Origin of the sequence: Sphingomonas sp. 179-I 2A4 NHS, from assembly GCF_045369135.1 — a bacterium.
GTDB lineage: Bacteria > Pseudomonadota > Alphaproteobacteria > Sphingomonadales > Sphingomonadaceae > Sphingomonas.
This window is the reverse complement of sequence record NZ_JBIQFL010000005.1, coordinates 189,604-204,756: the sequence shown is the minus strand read 5'-3', so window position 1 is coordinate 204,756 and position 15,153 is coordinate 189,604. Positions and strand designations below refer to the sequence as shown.

The following is a 15,153-nucleotide window of genomic DNA, read 5'->3' as shown; positions in this document are numbered from 1 at the left end:
GATCGGCTCCGTGAACTTGCCCTGCCGCGGACGAGCGCGCCGTCTTCGGCTACGCTCGCCCGCGGATCGGGCCCGGGGTGGTCAGGCTGGGGGTCGGTTCAAACCCGATGCGCCTCGCGCAGCATGTCGGCTGCGCGCTCGCCGATGACGGCACAGGGCGCCTGGGTGTTGCCGGTCGAGACGCGCGGCATGATCGAACCGTCGGCGATCCGCAGGCCCTCGATGCCATAGACCTTCAGCGATGCATCCACGACGGAAAGCGCATCGCGCCCCATCTTCGCCGTGCAGGTCTGGTGCCAGTACGTGACGGCCGCGTCGCGGATGTAATCCTCCATCGCGCCGCCGCTGAGGTTACCCGGCATCACCTCGCGCTTCACTAGCGGCCGGAAAGCCTGCGCATTGCCAAGCTCGCGGCACAGTTCGACGCACTTGATCGCTGCCTGGAGGTCGATCGGGTCGGACAGCATGTTCGCGTCGATCTCGAGCGGCGCGTGCGGATCGGCACTGCGCAAGCGCAGCCGCCCCCGGCTCGCCGGGCGCGCCAGCCCGGCGAACATCGTCCAGCCATGCTCCGGCACGCCGAGCGCCGCGGTGCGCTCGCTCGGCACCGGGAACTCGACCTGGCAGAACAGCAGATCCGGTGATTCCAGCTCAGGTCGGCTCTTCCAGTACAGCGTCGCCTCGCTCCCGCTGTTTCGCGGCGCGATCGGCTCGACAAATTCCCAGGTGCAGCCGAACGAGACATGGTCCTGCAGATTGCGGCCGACGCCCGGCAGATGCTGCACCACCGGCAGGCCCACGCGCTTCAGTTCGGCCTCGTCGCCGATGCCGGAATGCATCAGCACCTTGGGGGTCTGGATCGCGCCCAGCGACAGCACGGTTTCGTGCCGCGCGGTGATCGTGTGCCGCCGCCCATCGCGCTCGATCTCGACGCCAGTGGCGCGCTTGCCCGCAATGATGACGCGCAGCACCGTCGCGCCGGTCAGCACCGTCAGGTTCGGGCGGTCCAGCACTGGCTGCACATAAGCGCGGAACAGCGAATGACGCTTCCCGTCGCGCACCAGCATGTCGGAGATCGCGGCGCCGCCGTCGCCATCCATCATGCGCCCGTTGGGGCTGTCGAAGGTGGGGATGCCGAGCTCCCCGGCCGCATCCAGCATGGCGTGCGCCAGCGGACTGGGCTCCTTTGCCGGCTGCACCCACACCGGGCCGCCCGTGCCGCGATAATCGGGATCGGGCGTCCCCTGCCAATTCTCGATCCGGCGATAGGTGTCGAGTGCGGCCTGATAGCCCCAGCGCTCGTCGCCCGCCTCCTTCGCGAAATAATCCCAGTCGCTGCGGTGGCCGCGCGCCCAGACCATCACGTTGATGCTCGATCCGCCGCCAAGCCCCTTGCCCATCGACATGGGAAGCGAGCGGCCGTTGAGATGCAGATTGGGCTCCGCGACGAAGTTCCAGTCACGCTCGCTGCCCAGGTTGGTCGGCCACAGGCCGGGCTCCAGCACGGCGGCCACCTCATCGCTGCCGCCAGCCTCGATCAACAGTACCGATGCAGCGCCATTCTCCGCCAGCCGACGCGCCACCACCGAACCGGACGAACCCGCCCCGCAGACGATGAAGTCGTAGCTGTCGGAAAGATTGCTGGTCAGGCGAGCCTGGTTCTCCGCGGCGCGGCGCGCGAAATCATGATCTTGCTGGGTCGTTCCGGTCGGCATTCCCTTGCTCCCGTCGATGTGCGTTGATCCGAATGACGATCCGCTGACTGCGTTCGTCGCAGGACGGTAAGTATCAATTCTATCAGATTATACAATCCTGCCGATTTGCTGTTGGTAGCCGCTGGACACCGTCACTCCCTCGGAAAGACCCGCGCCACAAACATCATCACATTGAGTTCAGGTCGATTTCCTGAGCCTCGGGACGTTCAGGGACGCCGCGTTACAGATGAAATAAAGCCCGCTCACGCTGTGCGCGGCACAGGGCGCCCATCGCGCTCCTGCACCGCCGCCAGCGCCGCGACTCCGATCAGCCCCCCGATGATGCCGACATGCTCCATCGACACGTGCAGCGCGATCGTCCGGAAAGGCTCGTCGGTAATCGCCCAGAAGCGGTGCACGAGGACGATCGTCAGCGCGGTGAAAACCGTGAGGATCGCTGCTCCCAGCCAGGCGAAGCGGCCAAGCACGATCAGCGCGGATGCGCCCAGCTGCACGATCACCGTCGCGGCGTTGAACACGGCGGCCGGCTCCAGCCCATACGCCGCCATCTCGGCCGCACCCGCATCAAAGGCGAGCAGCTTGGAAAAGCCGCTGCTCCAGAATGGAAAGGTTACGGCAATCCGCGCGACCATGGTCGCGGACGGGCGGCACAGCAGGCGTTTGATCGAAGCGTTCATGGAAAATCTCCAACAGTGGGCCAGCCTCGCGGGCGCGCGGCGCGCTGCAACAGGGCCAGGCGAGTGACCGCGGCGCCGTTCCGTACGCCGCGCGTGAACACGCATCATGAAGCCGACGGACTCTGCGGTCGGGTGCGTTGCGCAGGCACAAAGGGCAAAACTGTCGAGCAGCGCCGACCAGAGTGAGGTCCGGCTAGTGCCGCAATGCTGGTCTTCCTGATGCGTCATGCCGCCTTCACTGCGACGCGCTGGAGACGGGTCGATTACCGCCGCACCGCGCCGCGCTACTGCTGCAATCCACTGCCCGTCGTCGCGCGCAGCCGGTCGGCTGCGCGCCCCTCGGTTACAGGCCTAACGCAGCACCGCGCTTGCGCCACTGACTTGTGACCTTCGCTTCCTAGATGGCCGCCGTCCAATAAGGAGGGACACCCCATGAAGCTCGTCCACAACAGTCCGGCACTGCCGCAGAAGAAGATCGCGTCGGTTTACCCGCGCGTCCAATCCCGCATCATCAGTTCGATCGCGGCCCTGACCATGACCTTCGCCATTCTCTTCGTCGTGACACCGCCAACGGAAGCGCAGACTTCCATGTTTCCGGAGATCGCCGGCGGCTGCACGGACGACTGCCTCTTGGCGATGACGCACCGGCACTTGCTGTACAACCCGGGCAGCCACTTCAGCCGCACCTCATATTACATGGTCAGCTGAGTTGGCGCGGCCCGGACCCAACCCGGTCGCCGCGACGCGGTGGAACAGGCGCTGATCGGCCCTGTCCACCACCGCGTCCGGCGGCCAGGGCTGCGACTAACGCTGCCGGGCGCCTATTGCGCCGCATCGCGCATGAAGACCTCCACCTGTCGTTCACCCTCTTCGCCAGCGCGCCCGAATGTCGCGCGCGCCGTATATCCGGCCACCAGTCGCCGGTAATTGGCCACCTCCCGCGGAAACCGCGCCGCTTCCGCCCGATACCGCGCATAATTGCTCAGGATCAGCACGTCGGCACGGCACCTCGTCAGCGCCGCCTCATCCAGATGGCCGAGGTCCACGATCGCGCGCCCCTCCCGCATCTTGTTGATCCGCCGATGGCTCGGCGCCCCGGCCAACGCTGTCCGCACATCGACACAGCCGGCGCTCCCCAGCGGAAACAGCATCACGCCGGGTCGTCTGAGCAGATCGAAGGCGGCATGCTCCACCAGGATCGATTGCGTCGCCGGCACATGGCGGTTCACCCAGGCGGATCCGGCCTGCCGCGGATCATCGCCTCGCGCATGCTGCCGGGCGAAGGTCGTGCTTGTCATTCCTGCCGACACCGTCGCCAGGATCACACCGCCAACCGCCAACTGGCCCGATCCCTTCGGCACCAGATCCACGATCCGGCACAGTCCAGCGGCCGCCATGATCGCCGCGAGCGGCAGCAACGGCACGATCCACCGCGCCCACACCAGCGGCTGCGCCGCAAGGGCCAAGAGGATGACGGCAAAGGTCGGCAATATCACCAGCCGCCCCGCCCGCCCGCGCGCCAGCGCGGCTGCTCCGATCGCGATGAGCCCCAGCCCGGCCCCACCGAACGTCTGGTACAGCGGATGGCTGACGTACCACCACAGATTACCGATCAGGCCGTGCCCGGTCGCGCCAAGGTGCAGCGGCCGCGCCTCACCGCGCAGGTCATGGACCACCGTCTGCCAGTCGAGCAGCAGATAGGGGGAGACGATGATCAGCGTCACAACCGCAACTGCCGGCGCGAGCAGCGCCAGCCGTCGGTCACGCCCGCCCCCACGATAGCCGAACGAAGCCAGCACTGGCGCGGCAAGGACCAGGAATGCCGGCCATTTCGTCGCACAGGCCAGCCCCGCCGCGATACCGGCGATCACATGGTAGCGCACCCTGCCATGCTTGAGGATGGCCAGTGCCGCCAGCAGGCACCATCCCATCAACAGCGTCACCAGCATGTCGGTACGGATCACCTGCGACAGTTCGACGTGGAGCGCGTTGATCGAGAGAAGCAGCGCGGCGACCAGCCCGGCCGCCGGCCCCGCGATCCGCCGCCCGATCCGCCACGTCATCGCAACGCTGGCCACGCCGAAGCCCGCGATCATCACCCGCATCGGCAGCACGATCGTCGCCGGATCCGCGAACACCGCCGCCACGAAGGCGTCGGTGCTTGCCCATCGGCCAAGCATCAGCCCCGTGCCCGCCACGCCGACGATCACCAGCGCCAGCAGGTAGAACAGCAATGTCGCCGGATGCCCGAACCAGCCGGGGTTCAGCCGCCCCTCACGCAGCATGTCCAGCGCCGTCATGATGAACACCGGCTCGTCCGGATCGTTCAGCGCAGGCAACCCGAAGTCGATGTGCCACAGCCGCACACCCGCCGCGATCAGCAGAATCAGCGCGATCGCTGCGTGCTCGGCGCGGCTCGTCGGCATGCGGGCCGGCCCCGCCGTTTCCGTCTTCCCTGCGACTATCATCTGCGGGAGGACCCATGCGTACCGTGATACTGGCCGGCGGTCTCGGCAGCGATCGGGGCGCAATCAATCGTTCCCGTCACCCAATGCCCCGCATGTAAGGCTCGATCAGATCGCCCATTACGCCGCGCTTTCCGCCGGCACCCGGAACGCAGCCGCCGCCTGATCCGCGTGCGCTAGCGTCAGCATGTTGCCGAGGCGCAGCTTTACCGCGCGCTTCGGCAACGGCAGCCGACCCAGCCGCACGCCCGCCGCCTGCGCCGCCTGCCGCGCCAGGAAATCAACCGGGAAGTGGTTCGCGCTGCGCATCACCGTCACCGTCTCCAGTCCGGCGCGCGCCAGCAGGTTGCGGATCGTTCCCGGATTGTAGAGCTCGGGATGCTGCAGGCAGAACGCAGGCCAGCGCGGCCCAAGCAGCCGCCGCAGCAGCGAGCTTTCGTCATGCGTCACGATCATCAGCGTCCCTGCCGGATGCAGCGTGCGCCTGATCTCCGCCAGCAGCGCGATAGGGTCGAGCAGGTGATCCAGCACATGAACCATCACCGCAAGGCCCACACTCCCGCTCGGCACCGGGGACAGATCGTCCATCCCGAGCAGGATCGTCGCGCTTGGCGCGGCGGCGCGCAGCCGGCCGTGGACTGCCCGGTTCGGCTCGAACAGCCAGAACCGCCCGAACCGCCTCGTCTCGCGCGCCGCCTGCACGATATGGCCGACGTCCGGCCCGATCTCGAGGTAATCGCCGCCCAGCTCCACCCGTGCCACCGCTTCCGCGAAATAGCCGCGCTGCGTGGCGACGATCGCCTCGTCCGGCACCAGATCCATGTTCGGCGGCATCGCGCCATAAAGCTCGGACAGTTGCGCTTCGTCGAAGAAGATGCGGTTGTACAGCAGTCCGCACTCAAGGCAGCGATGATAGGGGAAGAAGCGCCGCTCCTTGTCGATCCCGAACCAATAGGGCCGCAGCGCGTCGAGCGTCTGCCGCTCCACCTCGCCCCCGCTCGTCACCTCAGGCGCAGCATCCCGGCTTCCGCACGACGGGCAGGCGCGCTCGCGCAGCGCCGGCAGCGTCAACGAAGGTTTCATCGCTCGCCCCGAAACGTCACGCGGCTGTGCCAGAACCAGCTGGTCGCGATCAGCACGATCGCAAAGCCAAGCTGCGCAATCACCGGCGGGATGCCGGCAAGCTCCACCAGCAGCGGCAGCGCCGCCCAGTTCGCGGCATAGTTGAACAGGTAAAAGCCCGAGAACGCGCCGAACTCGCGCGCGATATTGCCGCGCGTGCGGAACACGCCCAGCTTGTACGTGGCGAAGGCGAAGCACAGGCTCACCACCTGCGCCGCGCCAAGCGCGATCATGTAATGCATCGCGAACGCCGGCACGCTCCACAGCAGCGCTGGATAGATGGCGAGGCCGAACGCCGTGTTCGCCGCCCCTGCCACCAGGAAGCGCAGCGGCCGGCCGCCGGGCAAGGCCGCCACGGTCATGCCTCTTCCTCGAGCGGGATTGCCATATTCGCCGCCAGTACCTCGCGCGGCAGGAAGGGCGACAGATCCTCCAGCGGCGGCGAGGTGATACGCCCATCGGGATGCACCTTCGCGCTCAGCTTGGGCGCGAAGGCGACATGCTCGTCGACGATGATCTCGCACAGGGCCGGCTCGGGCGCGTCCAGCGTCGCCGCGATCGCGGCGGGCAGATCATTGTGCCCCTCGGCGCGCGCATAAGCGAAGCCGAAGGCATCCGCGATCCGCTTGAAGCTCGGGAAGGTGACGTTGCTCTTCGGCCCGCCGCCAACCTCCACGCCGTTGAAGAAGTTGCGGTGCGTCTGGAAGATCGAGACATAGCCCGAATTGTTGATCAGGAAGACCTTCACCGGCATGCCGTAGCCGGCGATGGTCTGCATCTCCTGCAGGTTCATCATGATGCTGCCGTCGCCCGCGATGCAGATCACGCGCTGCTTGCCGCCGGTCGCCGCCCACACGCCGATCGCCGCCGGCAAGTCATAGCCCATCGTCGCGCAGCCCGAATTGGTCCACAGCCGCTGCCCGCGCTGGATCCGCCCCGCCTGGAAGCTGACGACACACGCCGATCCATTGCCGGTGACGACCACGTCATCGGGCGCCAGCGCCTCGAACAGCGCCTCCATCGCTACATAGGGATGGTTCGCCGGGCCGTGATCGCGATATTCGGGCAGCACCGCCGGGAAAGCGCGCACCCGCTCCTTGGCCCAGCTCAGCCATTCGCGATGCGCCGCGCTCGGCCCGGCATAGTCCGCCGCGCACAGGGCGGGCAGCAGCTCCGCCAGATCCGCCACCACCGGCATGTCCGGCTTCACGGTCGGCTTGCGAAGCTCCACCGGGTCCACGTCGACCCAGATCTTGTACGCCGCCCGCGCGAAGCTCTGCCAGTTGTAGCTCACCTGACGGATGTTCAGTCGGCTGCCCAGCACCAGCAGCAGGTCCGCGCTCTGCGTCACCATGTTGCCGCCGCGATCGCCGACCGTCCCCGGCCGCCCGGCGTGAAGCGGGTGATCGTCCCACAGGGCGTCGTGCGCGTTCCACGCAGTGACGACCGGCACGCCCAGCTTCTCGATCAGGCGAATGAACTCGTCATGCGCTCCGCTCAGTCGCACCCCGCTGCCGACCAGCACAACCGGCCGCTCCGCCACTGCAACCCGGTCAAGGATTGCGCGCGCGGCGGCCGTGCAATCCGTTTCCCGCCACGGCTCATCCAGTTCGCCTGCATCGAAGCCAGCCAGCGCGTCGGGATCGATCATCGCCGCCTGCACATCGAGCGGAATGTCGACCCACACCGGTCCCGGCCGGCCGGTCGTCGCCAGATGCAGCGCCTTCTCCAGATGGTAGCGGATCGTCGCCGGATCCTCGACCATCACCGCATATTTGGTGATCGGCCGCACCAGCTCCTCGATATCGAGCTCCTGGTCGCCCAGCTGGCGCAGCGGCAGCCCGGTTGAGCGCACCGTCGTCTCGCGCTTCACCTGTCCGGACAGCACCAGCATCGGGATCGAGTCGACATAGGCGCCGTACACGCCAGTGATCGCATTCGTGCCGCCGGGGCCGGAGGTGACGTTCACCACCGCCGGCCGGTTGGTCAGCCGGGCATAGGCCTCGCCGGCGATCGCCAGCGCCTGCTCGTGGTGGGTGAAGGTCGTCCTCAGCCGCGGATGCGTGCCGAGCGAATGGTTGAGATGCATCGCACCGCCACCCGTCAGCATGAAGACATGGGCGATGCCGTGATCGGCCAGCCAATCGGCAAGCCAGGCGGAAAGCTTCACTTGGGGCATGATATCCATCCATTGGCGGCGGCAGTGCGCCGGATCGCGTCGTCGAGAGTGACGGTGGTGGTAAGGCCGAGATCGCGGCGGATCGCGGCAGTCGAGGGAACGTAGCGGCCGGGGTTCCAGCCTGGGTCCGGCCGACCGAGCACGTCGACGCCGGGCGCGCCCAGCACCGCCGCCGTCCGCCGAGCGAGTTGCGCGATCGACACCGCTTCTTCCGATCCGACATTGTACGTGCTGCCGGGCGCCGCGCTGATCACCAGCTGCCACATCCACACCGCAAGGTCCGCGGCGTAGAGGTAGGATCGCACCGCCTGCCCGCTGCCCTGCACGATGACCCGCCGCCCGGCGATCGCGTCCCGGATGAAGTTGCCCGCCGCAAAATGCGTGTCGAGCGACAGGCCGGGGCCAAGCAGCGCGAAAATCCGCGCGCTAACCGTCTCGATCCCCAGCTGGCGGTGATAGATCGTCGTCAGCGTCTCAGCCGCCCGCTTCCCCTCGCCATAGGAGGATCGCGGGTCGCGCACGTCCGGCCCGCCGGTCCAGCTCTCGTCGACATGCGACAGCACGGGCGGCTGCACGCCATAGACCGCGCCGGAACTCATCAGCAGAAAGCGTGCGCCATCGCGCCGCGCCACCTCCGCCGCGGCGCTGGTCCCCGCCAGGATCGTGTCGAACATACGCCGCGGATCGTTCGCGGTCAGCGCCGCGCTTGCGTCGGTCGCACCATGTATCACATGGGTGAAGGGCCCCGGCGGCGGCTCGAACTGCAATATGTCGCCCTTCACGCCGGGAAAGCGCGTCGCCAGATGCGGCGCCCGCACCGCATAGCCCGCAGGTTCGCGCGTCAGTACCGTGGCGGAGACGGTGATTGGCGCCCGTGCCAGCGCCTCCAGCATCCACCGGCCGATAAAGCCGGTGCCGCCCGTCACGAACAGGCGCGCGCCGTCCAGCGCCGGCCAGTAGGGCGCCAGCGCGGCATCGATCGCCGCAAGATCAGCTTCCGGTATCATCATGCAAAGCCAAGCACCGGCCGCGCGCTGCGATGCGCCCGCGCGACACGAAGAAGGGAATCGATCGACAGCGCCCAGACGATCAGCACCACCAGCCCGGGCCGTGCGAAATGGCCCAGCGTCAGCCCGAAACTGGGGTTTACCGGCCGGCCGGTCAGCCAGCTCGTCGTGTTGAGTTCCAGCACCGTTGCCAGCGGCCAGTCGCCGACGAGGCACAGCAGATATGCCGCGACGATCGCCGGGATCGCCCCGCCCCGCCCTGGCTCCAGCAGGACGAGGAACAGCAGGAACACCTGCGTGTACCCACCCGGCGACTGGGTCACGAGATACGCGCCAAGCATGATCGCCGCGATCCGCGCTTCGCTCAACGCGCGCGGCTGCAACCAGGCCGCCGCCAGCGTCACCAGAGCCAGCCCCTGCGTCGCCCGGATCACGATCGGCACGACGCCTTCGATCCCCTCCACCAGCCGCGAGGAGACGAAGGTCAGGAGCGGCAGCTGGCTCTCGCGCATCAGCAGGAACGGCGCGTAGCTGGTCGAGTAATTCACCTCGTTCCAGACCTGCCCGGCTACGAAGTTCACCCAGTTCGCGGTGTTCGAAACCAGCTCGCCGGGCGTCCCGGCCCCTACCCAGGCGAGCGTCGCGCAATACAGCAGCACCGTCGCGATGCCGGCCAGTTCCAGCGGCCGCCAGTCACGCCGCACCGCCTGCGCCAGCGCGGGCAGCAGCAGGTAGGGCTTGAAGTTGATCGTAGCCGCTACCGACAGCGCACGCACCGCCCCGTTGCGCGTGACACCACCATAAGCCAGCACGAAGGCGGCGAAGGCGACGAGGATCAGATTGCCCCGCTCCAGCGTGAACAGCAAAGGCAGGCCGATCGCAAAGGCGATCGTGCGCGGCAGCGCGGTGCGCGCGTCCGCCCGGCGAAAAGCGATCGCGACCAGCACGATATCGACGAGGTAGAACGCCAGGATCGTCGCCCGCGCCAGCCAGTCGCAATCGCGCGCGTGGAACGGTGAGCTCAGGTAACAGCCCGGCAGCGTGGTCAGGTCCAGGAACACGAACGACAGCGGCGGATAGATGCTTCGCCACACGTCATAGGCGCCGGGCCGGTTCGCCCAGAAAGCGGTGTTGAACCAGTCCATGAACGTGTCGTTCGTGTCGAACACGAACGGCTGCGGCAGGTAGCCGGTGCGCGCCAGCCACAGCGCAGCCGCGCCAGCGCTCGCCGCCACCGCCAGCATCAGCGCATACTCGGCCCAGGGAAAGGCGCGCCCGGCGCTCATGCCGCGTCGGGGAAGTTGAGCCGCGCCTCCTCGATCACCAGCGGCACGCCGCGCGTCCGCTCGCCGATCAGGCGCACCTGATCCCCGATCAGGCCAAGGAACAGCAGCACCGTCGCGAACATCGCCAGGATCAGCGCCAGCCACAGCAACGCGCCCGCGCCCCCCAGCACGCCGGCGATCGCGGCAAGCAACGCGGCGCCATAGCCCCATAGTGCCAGGATGATCGGCAGGCGAAGCAGCGACTTGGCTGACCCGGCGAGGCCCGACAGCGCGAAGCTGGCAAGGCTCGCGATCCCGTTCTTGGTCTCGCCAGCCGCCCGCGGTGGCCGGTCGAACGGCACCAGCGCGACCGGAAACCCGCTCTCGATCACCATCCCGCGGAAAAACGGCTCGGGCTCCCGCCACGTGCGCAGCGTATCCACCACCGCCCGGTCATAGAGCCCAAAGCCGGTCGCCCCCGGTACCACCGGATAATCGCCGACGCGCGCCAGCACCGCATAACCAAGCCGCCGCACCGCCGTCAGCGCGATCCCGGCGCGTTCACTCCGCCGCTGCGCCAGCACCACCTTTGCGCCCGCGCGCCACAGCGCGACGAACTCGCCGATCATTGCCGGCGGATCCTGGAAATCGGCGCACATGCCGATCACCGACTGACCTCGCGCCTGGTAGATGCCGTGGGTCGGCGAGCGCATCTGGCCGTAATTGCGATTGTTGAAGATCGCCCGCACCCGGTTGTCGCCACGACAGATTTCCGCGATCGCCTCGCGCGTCCCGTCGGTCGAACAATTGTCGATCAGGATGATCTCATGGCTCGCGACGTGCGACACCGCCTCGCGCGAAACCGCCGCCACAATAGCGCGCACGTTCTCGATCTCGTTGAAACACGGGATGACGATCGAAAGCTCGGGCCGGGTCACCGCCGCGACTCCCCGATCAGCGGCAGGCGAATGCCCGTCGCCGGCGCATAGACTTCGGTGAACAGCGCTAGCGCGATCACCATCACCAGCAGCGCGACCGCGGGCACGTTATACTTTCGATCCGCATCCAGCCGCGGCGCCTCGATCACCTGCGCGTCGGACGCGGTCTCCGCCGCCAGCGCCTCGACCGCGATCTCCTCGGATGATCGCGCGTAGACCTCGTACAGCGCCTGCGCGAAGCGATAGTCACGATACAGGTCGAGGTACGCGCCCGACACTTCGGACAGGCCCGCCACGTTCGGTCCCGCCGCGCCAGAGGCCGGATCGGCGGTCCGCGCGATCTGCGCCCGCAGCGCCGCCACTTCCGATTGCACCGCGCGCAGCTGCGGGTTCTCGTCGCCCTGGAACTGGCGCAGCGTCTGCAGTTCCACCTGCTTCGCCTGCAATTGTGCCTGCAACCCCGCGCGCAACGACAGCTCGGCGCCAAGCTGCGCCTCGGGCTCGGCCAGCCGGTTGCGGCGACGGAACGCCTGCAGCGCCGCCTCCGCCTTCACCACCCGCTCGCCCGCCTGACGAAAGCGCGCCCGCACCACCTGCTGCTTGCGTAGTACCCGGTCACGGCTCAGCGCGTTCAGCCGATCGGTGACGGCGGCGACATAAGCGCGAGTGAGCGCCTCCGCCTCCTCCGCGTCGCGGCTGCGCGTCTCGATCTCGATCACGCCGCCGGTCAGCGAATGGACGTCCACCTTCTTCGCCAGCGCCAGTTGCGCCTTGCGCGCTGAGCCATAACGATCCGTCAGCTTCAGCCGCCCGATCACGGCATCCGCCACCTCGCGCCCGCGCGCGATGGTGAGGTAGAGGTCGATCGGCTGCTTCGCCCCGCCGAGCAGCGCGGCAAAGCCGCCCAGCTGCCCGCCAAGCGCGTTCATCGTCGAACCCAGCCCAAGGCTCCCCGGCTCCTGCGGCACCAGCTTCGCCCGCGCCTCATACGGCTGCGGCACCAGGCACAGCACCGCGAGCACGACCGCCAGCGCGGCGTACATGCGCAGCCGCCAGCGCGGACCGCGCACCCATGCGATCACCCGCGCCATCAGTTCACCGCATTCGCGATAGTGGCCGCACCGATCACGCTGCCGAACAGGCTGCCGGTAATATCGCGCAGCCGCGCCCAGAACTCGCCGCGATTGGCGTCGACCGGGACGAAGACGAGATCGCCCGGCAGCGCCGGCTCGCGCAGCGTCCGCTTGCCGCGCGCCAGCACCATGCCGTTGGCGCGCACGACGAAGATTTCCTTCCTGTCGCCGAGCGACTGGATCCCGCCCGAACTGCGCACCGCGTCGCCGATCGTCTGCCCCGGCCGGTAAGCGAAGGACGCCGGGCTCGCGACCGCGCCGAACACGCCGATCGTCGCCGGCCGCGTCGGCACGTGCACGCTGTCGTTATTCTCGACGATGAGGTCGGCCGGCAGCGTCGTCGCCGTCACCGGTACGTCGAACACCAGCCGCCCGGTCGGCTCGCGCTCGCGCATCTTCGCCACCACCTGGTCGATCAGCTGCAGGTTCGCCGCGGAGGCGAGCTGCGCACGATTGGCCGACACCAGCGGCTGCGTGCCGAGCAGAAGCTCCACATCGTCCACCGCCCGCGCGAAGCTCTCGCGCTGCTGCGCCTTCACGGACTCGCGCGTGATGACGCTGGCGAACGGAAAGGCCTGCGGCGTCAGCCCGCCGGCCTTGGTCACGACCTCGGACAGCGGCGTGCCCGGCGGCACATAATAGCGCCCCGGCCGCGCGACCTCGCCGCTCAGCGTCACCAGCACCGGCTGCTGCGCGATCGGCCGCGCCAGACCGGCATCACTCAGCACGCGCACCACGTCGCCGCGCCGTACCGCCCGCGCCGCCGCTTCCGCTGCGGAAAGCTGCCGCCACCCGCCATCGGCCTTGCCGAGCGTATCGAGCACCATCAGCCGCGTGTCGTCCGCCACGGTACTGACGCCGCCGGCATAGGCCACCGCCTGCGCGATCGTCTCGCCGGGCGCGACCTCGAAGATCGCCTCGCGGTTGACGCTGCCCATCACCGCCACCTGCTCGCCGGCTGGTGCGATATGGATCACGTCACCGTTACGCAGCACCGCGTCGCCGGACGTGTCGCCGCGCAGCAGCAGGTCATAAAGATCGAAGTCGGAGACGAGCGTCCCGCCGCGCTTCAGGCTGATCGAGCGGAAGCTGCCGCCTTCCGAAGGCCCGCCCGCCGCCAGCACCGCGTTCACCAGCGTCGCGACGCTGTTGACGGTGTAGGCGCCCGGCGCCCGCGCGAAGCCGGTGACATAGACGGTGATGCCGTGCAGCCGGCCCATGCCGACCTCGAGCGTGAAGCCGCGATACTGCCGCGACACCGCGCGCGAGATCACGCCGTGCAAGTCGCCATAGCGCGCGCCGCCCACCACCACCGCGCCAACCGCGGGCACGAAGATCCGCCCCTCGCGATCCACGGTCAGCGACAGGTTCGACGCCTGCACCGATCCCGAAAGGTCGAGGCGCAGCTGGTCACCCGGATTGAGGCGATAGTCGCTCGGCACCGCCGCCGTGCCCGGCAACGCGAAGTCGCGCGCCCCCGGCGTCACCAGTTCGCTGCCGAAGCGGCGTAGCGGCTTGCCCGCGATGCTCGAGACATAGGCCTCGAACTCGCTTGGCGCGGCAGGCAACTGGGGTGCCGCCGGCGCCGCCGGATGCGGCTCGGGCTCAGCCGGCTCGGGGCGCGCCTCGATCCGCATCGGGGAAAAGGTGGCGGGGGTCGCCGGGGGCACGGCGACACCGGGCGCGGCGCGGGGGGCAGCGCCCACGCCCATACCCGCCGGGCTCGCCCCGCCGATCGGCGAGGCAAGTTGCGCCGCCAACGGGGCAGCACACAGGACGAGCGACATGCCCGCCAGACGACCAGCAGTGATGATCATCATGCGGCAAGCGGCTCGTATCGATCGATCGCGGAAAGCGGGGCGGACAGGACATGCATCGCGCGCCGCCACGCATCCTCGCTGGCAGCCGCGATCAGGCCGGCACGTCCGGATCCGACGCGATAGGGCTCACCATCCCAATGCGTTGCGCGCCCGCCGGCCTCAGCCAGGAACAGGAAGCCAGCGGCATGGTCCCACGGCAGGATGCGCTGGAACACCGCCAGCTGGTTCCGCCCGGTGACGAGCCGCGGATAGCTTTCCGCCGCGCAGCGCGGGATCGGCTCCAGCGCGAACACCCGCGCTGCCGATCGCTCGACACGCAGCCGGTCGCTGCCGGCCATGAACTGGGTCGCCAGCGCCGCCACCGGCCGCCGCCGCTCGTCACGCGGCGCGATCCTAGCAGGCCGATCATCGATCCACGCACCAAGCCCGCGCTCGGCATGGCACATCCGGCCAGATAAAGGATCCAGCATCCAGGATGCGACCGGCTCGCCATCGGCAACCAGCGCGATCATCATGCCGAACGCACCTTCGCCGCGCGCGAAATTCGCCGTCCCGTCCAGCGGATCGATCAGCCAGACGAGGCCGCGGCCGATGCCGTCCAGCAGGCGCGGATCATCGGCGCAGGCTTCCTCGCCGACGATGCGCGCATCGCCTTCCAGCCGCACCAGCCCCTCGCGCAGCCGAAGCTCCGCCTCGCGATCAACCGCCGTGACGATCTCGCCCGGGCTCTTCTCGGCGATGTCGGCGGCCCCCAGCAGGCGATAGCGTGACAGAACTACCTCCTGGGCGACGCCCCGCATCAGCGCGGCAACCTCTCGCGACAGGCCCATGG

The 15,153-nt window shown here is 68.5% G+C and carries 13 protein-coding genes; 1 reads left to right on the top strand and 12 read right to left on the bottom strand.

Annotation, left to right across the window (positions count from 1 at the left end):
• Nucleotides 1-98: 98 nt before the first annotated feature.
• A complete protein-coding gene (locus ACH0CP_RS11260) occupies nt 99-1,715 on the bottom strand; it encodes a GMC family oxidoreductase (RefSeq protein ID WP_406888643.1) in 1,617 nt (538 codons plus the stop codon).
• Between the two features lie 242 nt (nt 1,716-1,957).
• Nucleotides 1,958-2,392 carry a DoxX family protein gene (locus tag ACH0CP_RS11255; RefSeq protein ID WP_294443661.1) on the bottom strand — a complete coding sequence of 145 codons (435 nt, stop codon included), beginning with the start codon at nt 2,390-2,392 and terminating at the stop codon, nt 1,958-1,960.
• Nucleotides 2,393-2,824: 432 nt separating this feature from the next.
• Between ACH0CP_RS11255 and ACH0CP_RS11250 the strand changes: the two genes are divergently transcribed.
• Nucleotides 2,825-3,100, top strand: coding sequence for a hypothetical protein (locus ACH0CP_RS11250; protein ID WP_294443662.1), 276 nt, complete (start codon nt 2,825-2,827; stop codon nt 3,098-3,100).
• A 113-nt stretch (nt 3,101-3,213) separates the two neighbouring features.
• Here ACH0CP_RS11250 and ACH0CP_RS11245 read toward each other — a convergent pair whose 3' ends face one another.
• The 10 genes from ACH0CP_RS11245 to ACH0CP_RS11200 all read right to left on the bottom strand — a co-directional run bounded on the left by ACH0CP_RS11245 (nt 3,214) and on the right by ACH0CP_RS11200 (nt 15,151).
• On the bottom strand, nt 3,214-4,860 hold the full coding sequence (locus tag ACH0CP_RS11245) for an ArnT family glycosyltransferase (RefSeq protein ID WP_406888645.1): 1,647 nt from the start codon (nt 4,858-4,860) through the stop codon (nt 3,214-3,216).
• Nucleotides 4,861-4,977: 117 nt separating this feature from the next.
• Nucleotides 4,978-5,940, bottom strand: coding sequence for a class I SAM-dependent methyltransferase (locus tag ACH0CP_RS11240; protein WP_406888647.1), 963 nt, complete (start codon nt 5,938-5,940; stop codon nt 4,978-4,980).
• Nucleotides 5,937-6,341: a GtrA family protein gene (locus tag ACH0CP_RS11235; RefSeq protein WP_406888649.1), complete on the bottom strand. Its 405-nt coding sequence runs from the start codon at nt 6,339-6,341 to the stop codon at nt 5,937-5,939. The genes ACH0CP_RS11240 and ACH0CP_RS11235 overlap by 4 nt, the downstream gene beginning before the upstream one ends.
• On the bottom strand, nt 6,338-8,158 hold the full coding sequence (locus ACH0CP_RS11230; RefSeq protein WP_406888650.1) for a thiamine pyrophosphate-binding protein: 1,821 nt from the start codon (nt 8,156-8,158) through the stop codon (nt 6,338-6,340). The genes ACH0CP_RS11235 and ACH0CP_RS11230 overlap by 4 nt, the downstream gene beginning before the upstream one ends.
• Nucleotides 8,146-9,165, bottom strand: a complete 1,020-nt coding sequence (locus tag ACH0CP_RS11225; RefSeq protein WP_406888652.1) for an NAD-dependent epimerase/dehydratase family protein — start codon at nt 9,163-9,165, stop codon at nt 8,146-8,148. Before ACH0CP_RS11225 ends, ACH0CP_RS11230 begins: the two co-directional genes overlap by 13 nt.
• Complete coding sequence (locus ACH0CP_RS11220) at nt 9,165-10,451, bottom strand: hypothetical protein (protein WP_406888655.1); 1,287 nt, start codon at nt 10,449-10,451, stop codon at nt 9,165-9,167. Before ACH0CP_RS11220 ends, ACH0CP_RS11225 begins: the two co-directional genes overlap by 1 nt.
• Nucleotides 10,448-11,368, bottom strand: a complete 921-nt coding sequence (locus tag ACH0CP_RS11215; RefSeq protein ID WP_406888657.1) for a glycosyltransferase family 2 protein — start codon at nt 11,366-11,368, stop codon at nt 10,448-10,450. Before ACH0CP_RS11215 ends, ACH0CP_RS11220 begins: the two co-directional genes overlap by 4 nt.
• Nucleotides 11,365-12,459, bottom strand: coding sequence for a capsule biosynthesis protein (locus ACH0CP_RS11210; protein ID WP_406888660.1), 1,095 nt, complete (start codon nt 12,457-12,459; stop codon nt 11,365-11,367). Before ACH0CP_RS11210 ends, ACH0CP_RS11215 begins: the two co-directional genes overlap by 4 nt.
• A complete protein-coding gene (locus ACH0CP_RS11205; RefSeq protein ID WP_406888661.1) occupies nt 12,459-14,321 on the bottom strand; it encodes an SLBB domain-containing protein in 1,863 nt (620 codons plus the stop codon). The genes ACH0CP_RS11210 and ACH0CP_RS11205 overlap by 1 nt, the downstream gene beginning before the upstream one ends.
• A complete protein-coding gene (locus ACH0CP_RS11200; RefSeq protein WP_294445174.1) occupies nt 14,318-15,151 on the bottom strand; it encodes an inositol monophosphatase family protein in 834 nt (277 codons plus the stop codon). Before ACH0CP_RS11200 ends, ACH0CP_RS11205 begins: the two co-directional genes overlap by 4 nt.
• Nucleotides 15,152-15,153: the final 2 nt, after the last annotated feature.

What these genes read in the sequence shown, in the direction of transcription:
- ACH0CP_RS11245 (WP_406888645.1), bottom strand. Translation starts at nt 4,860, where the DNA reads ATGATAGTCGCAGGGAAGACGGAAACGGCGGGGCCGGCCCGCATGCCG.
- ACH0CP_RS11260 (WP_406888643.1), bottom strand. Translation starts at nt 1,715, where the DNA reads ATGCCGACCGGAACGACCCAGCAAGATCATGATTTCGCGCGCCGCGCC.
- ACH0CP_RS11250 (WP_294443662.1), top strand. Translation starts at nt 2,825, where the DNA reads ATGAAGCTCGTCCACAACAGTCCGGCACTGCCGCAGAAGAAGATCGCG.
- ACH0CP_RS11235 (WP_406888649.1), bottom strand. Translation starts at nt 6,341, where the DNA reads ATGACCGTGGCGGCCTTGCCCGGCGGCCGGCCGCTGCGCTTCCTGGTG.
- ACH0CP_RS11205 (WP_406888661.1), bottom strand. Translation starts at nt 14,321, where the DNA reads ATGATGATCATCACTGCTGGTCGTCTGGCGGGCATGTCGCTCGTCCTG.
- ACH0CP_RS11220 (WP_406888655.1), bottom strand. Translation starts at nt 10,451, where the DNA reads ATGAGCGCCGGGCGCGCCTTTCCCTGGGCCGAGTATGCGCTGATGCTG.
- ACH0CP_RS11225 (WP_406888652.1), bottom strand. Translation starts at nt 9,165, where the DNA reads ATGATACCGGAAGCTGATCTTGCGGCGATCGATGCCGCGCTGGCGCCC.
- ACH0CP_RS11230 (WP_406888650.1), bottom strand. Translation starts at nt 8,158, where the DNA reads ATGCCCCAAGTGAAGCTTTCCGCCTGGCTTGCCGATTGGCTGGCCGAT.
- ACH0CP_RS11255 (WP_294443661.1), bottom strand. Translation starts at nt 2,392, where the DNA reads ATGAACGCTTCGATCAAACGCCTGCTGTGCCGCCCGTCCGCGACCATG.
- ACH0CP_RS11210 (WP_406888660.1), bottom strand. Translation starts at nt 12,459, where the DNA reads ATGGCGCGGGTGATCGCATGGGTGCGCGGTCCGCGCTGGCGGCTGCGC.
- ACH0CP_RS11240 (WP_406888647.1), bottom strand. Translation starts at nt 5,940, where the DNA reads ATGAAACCTTCGTTGACGCTGCCGGCGCTGCGCGAGCGCGCCTGCCCG.
- ACH0CP_RS11200 (WP_294445174.1), bottom strand. Translation starts at nt 15,151, where the DNA reads ATGGGCCTGTCGCGAGAGGTTGCCGCGCTGATGCGGGGCGTCGCCCAG.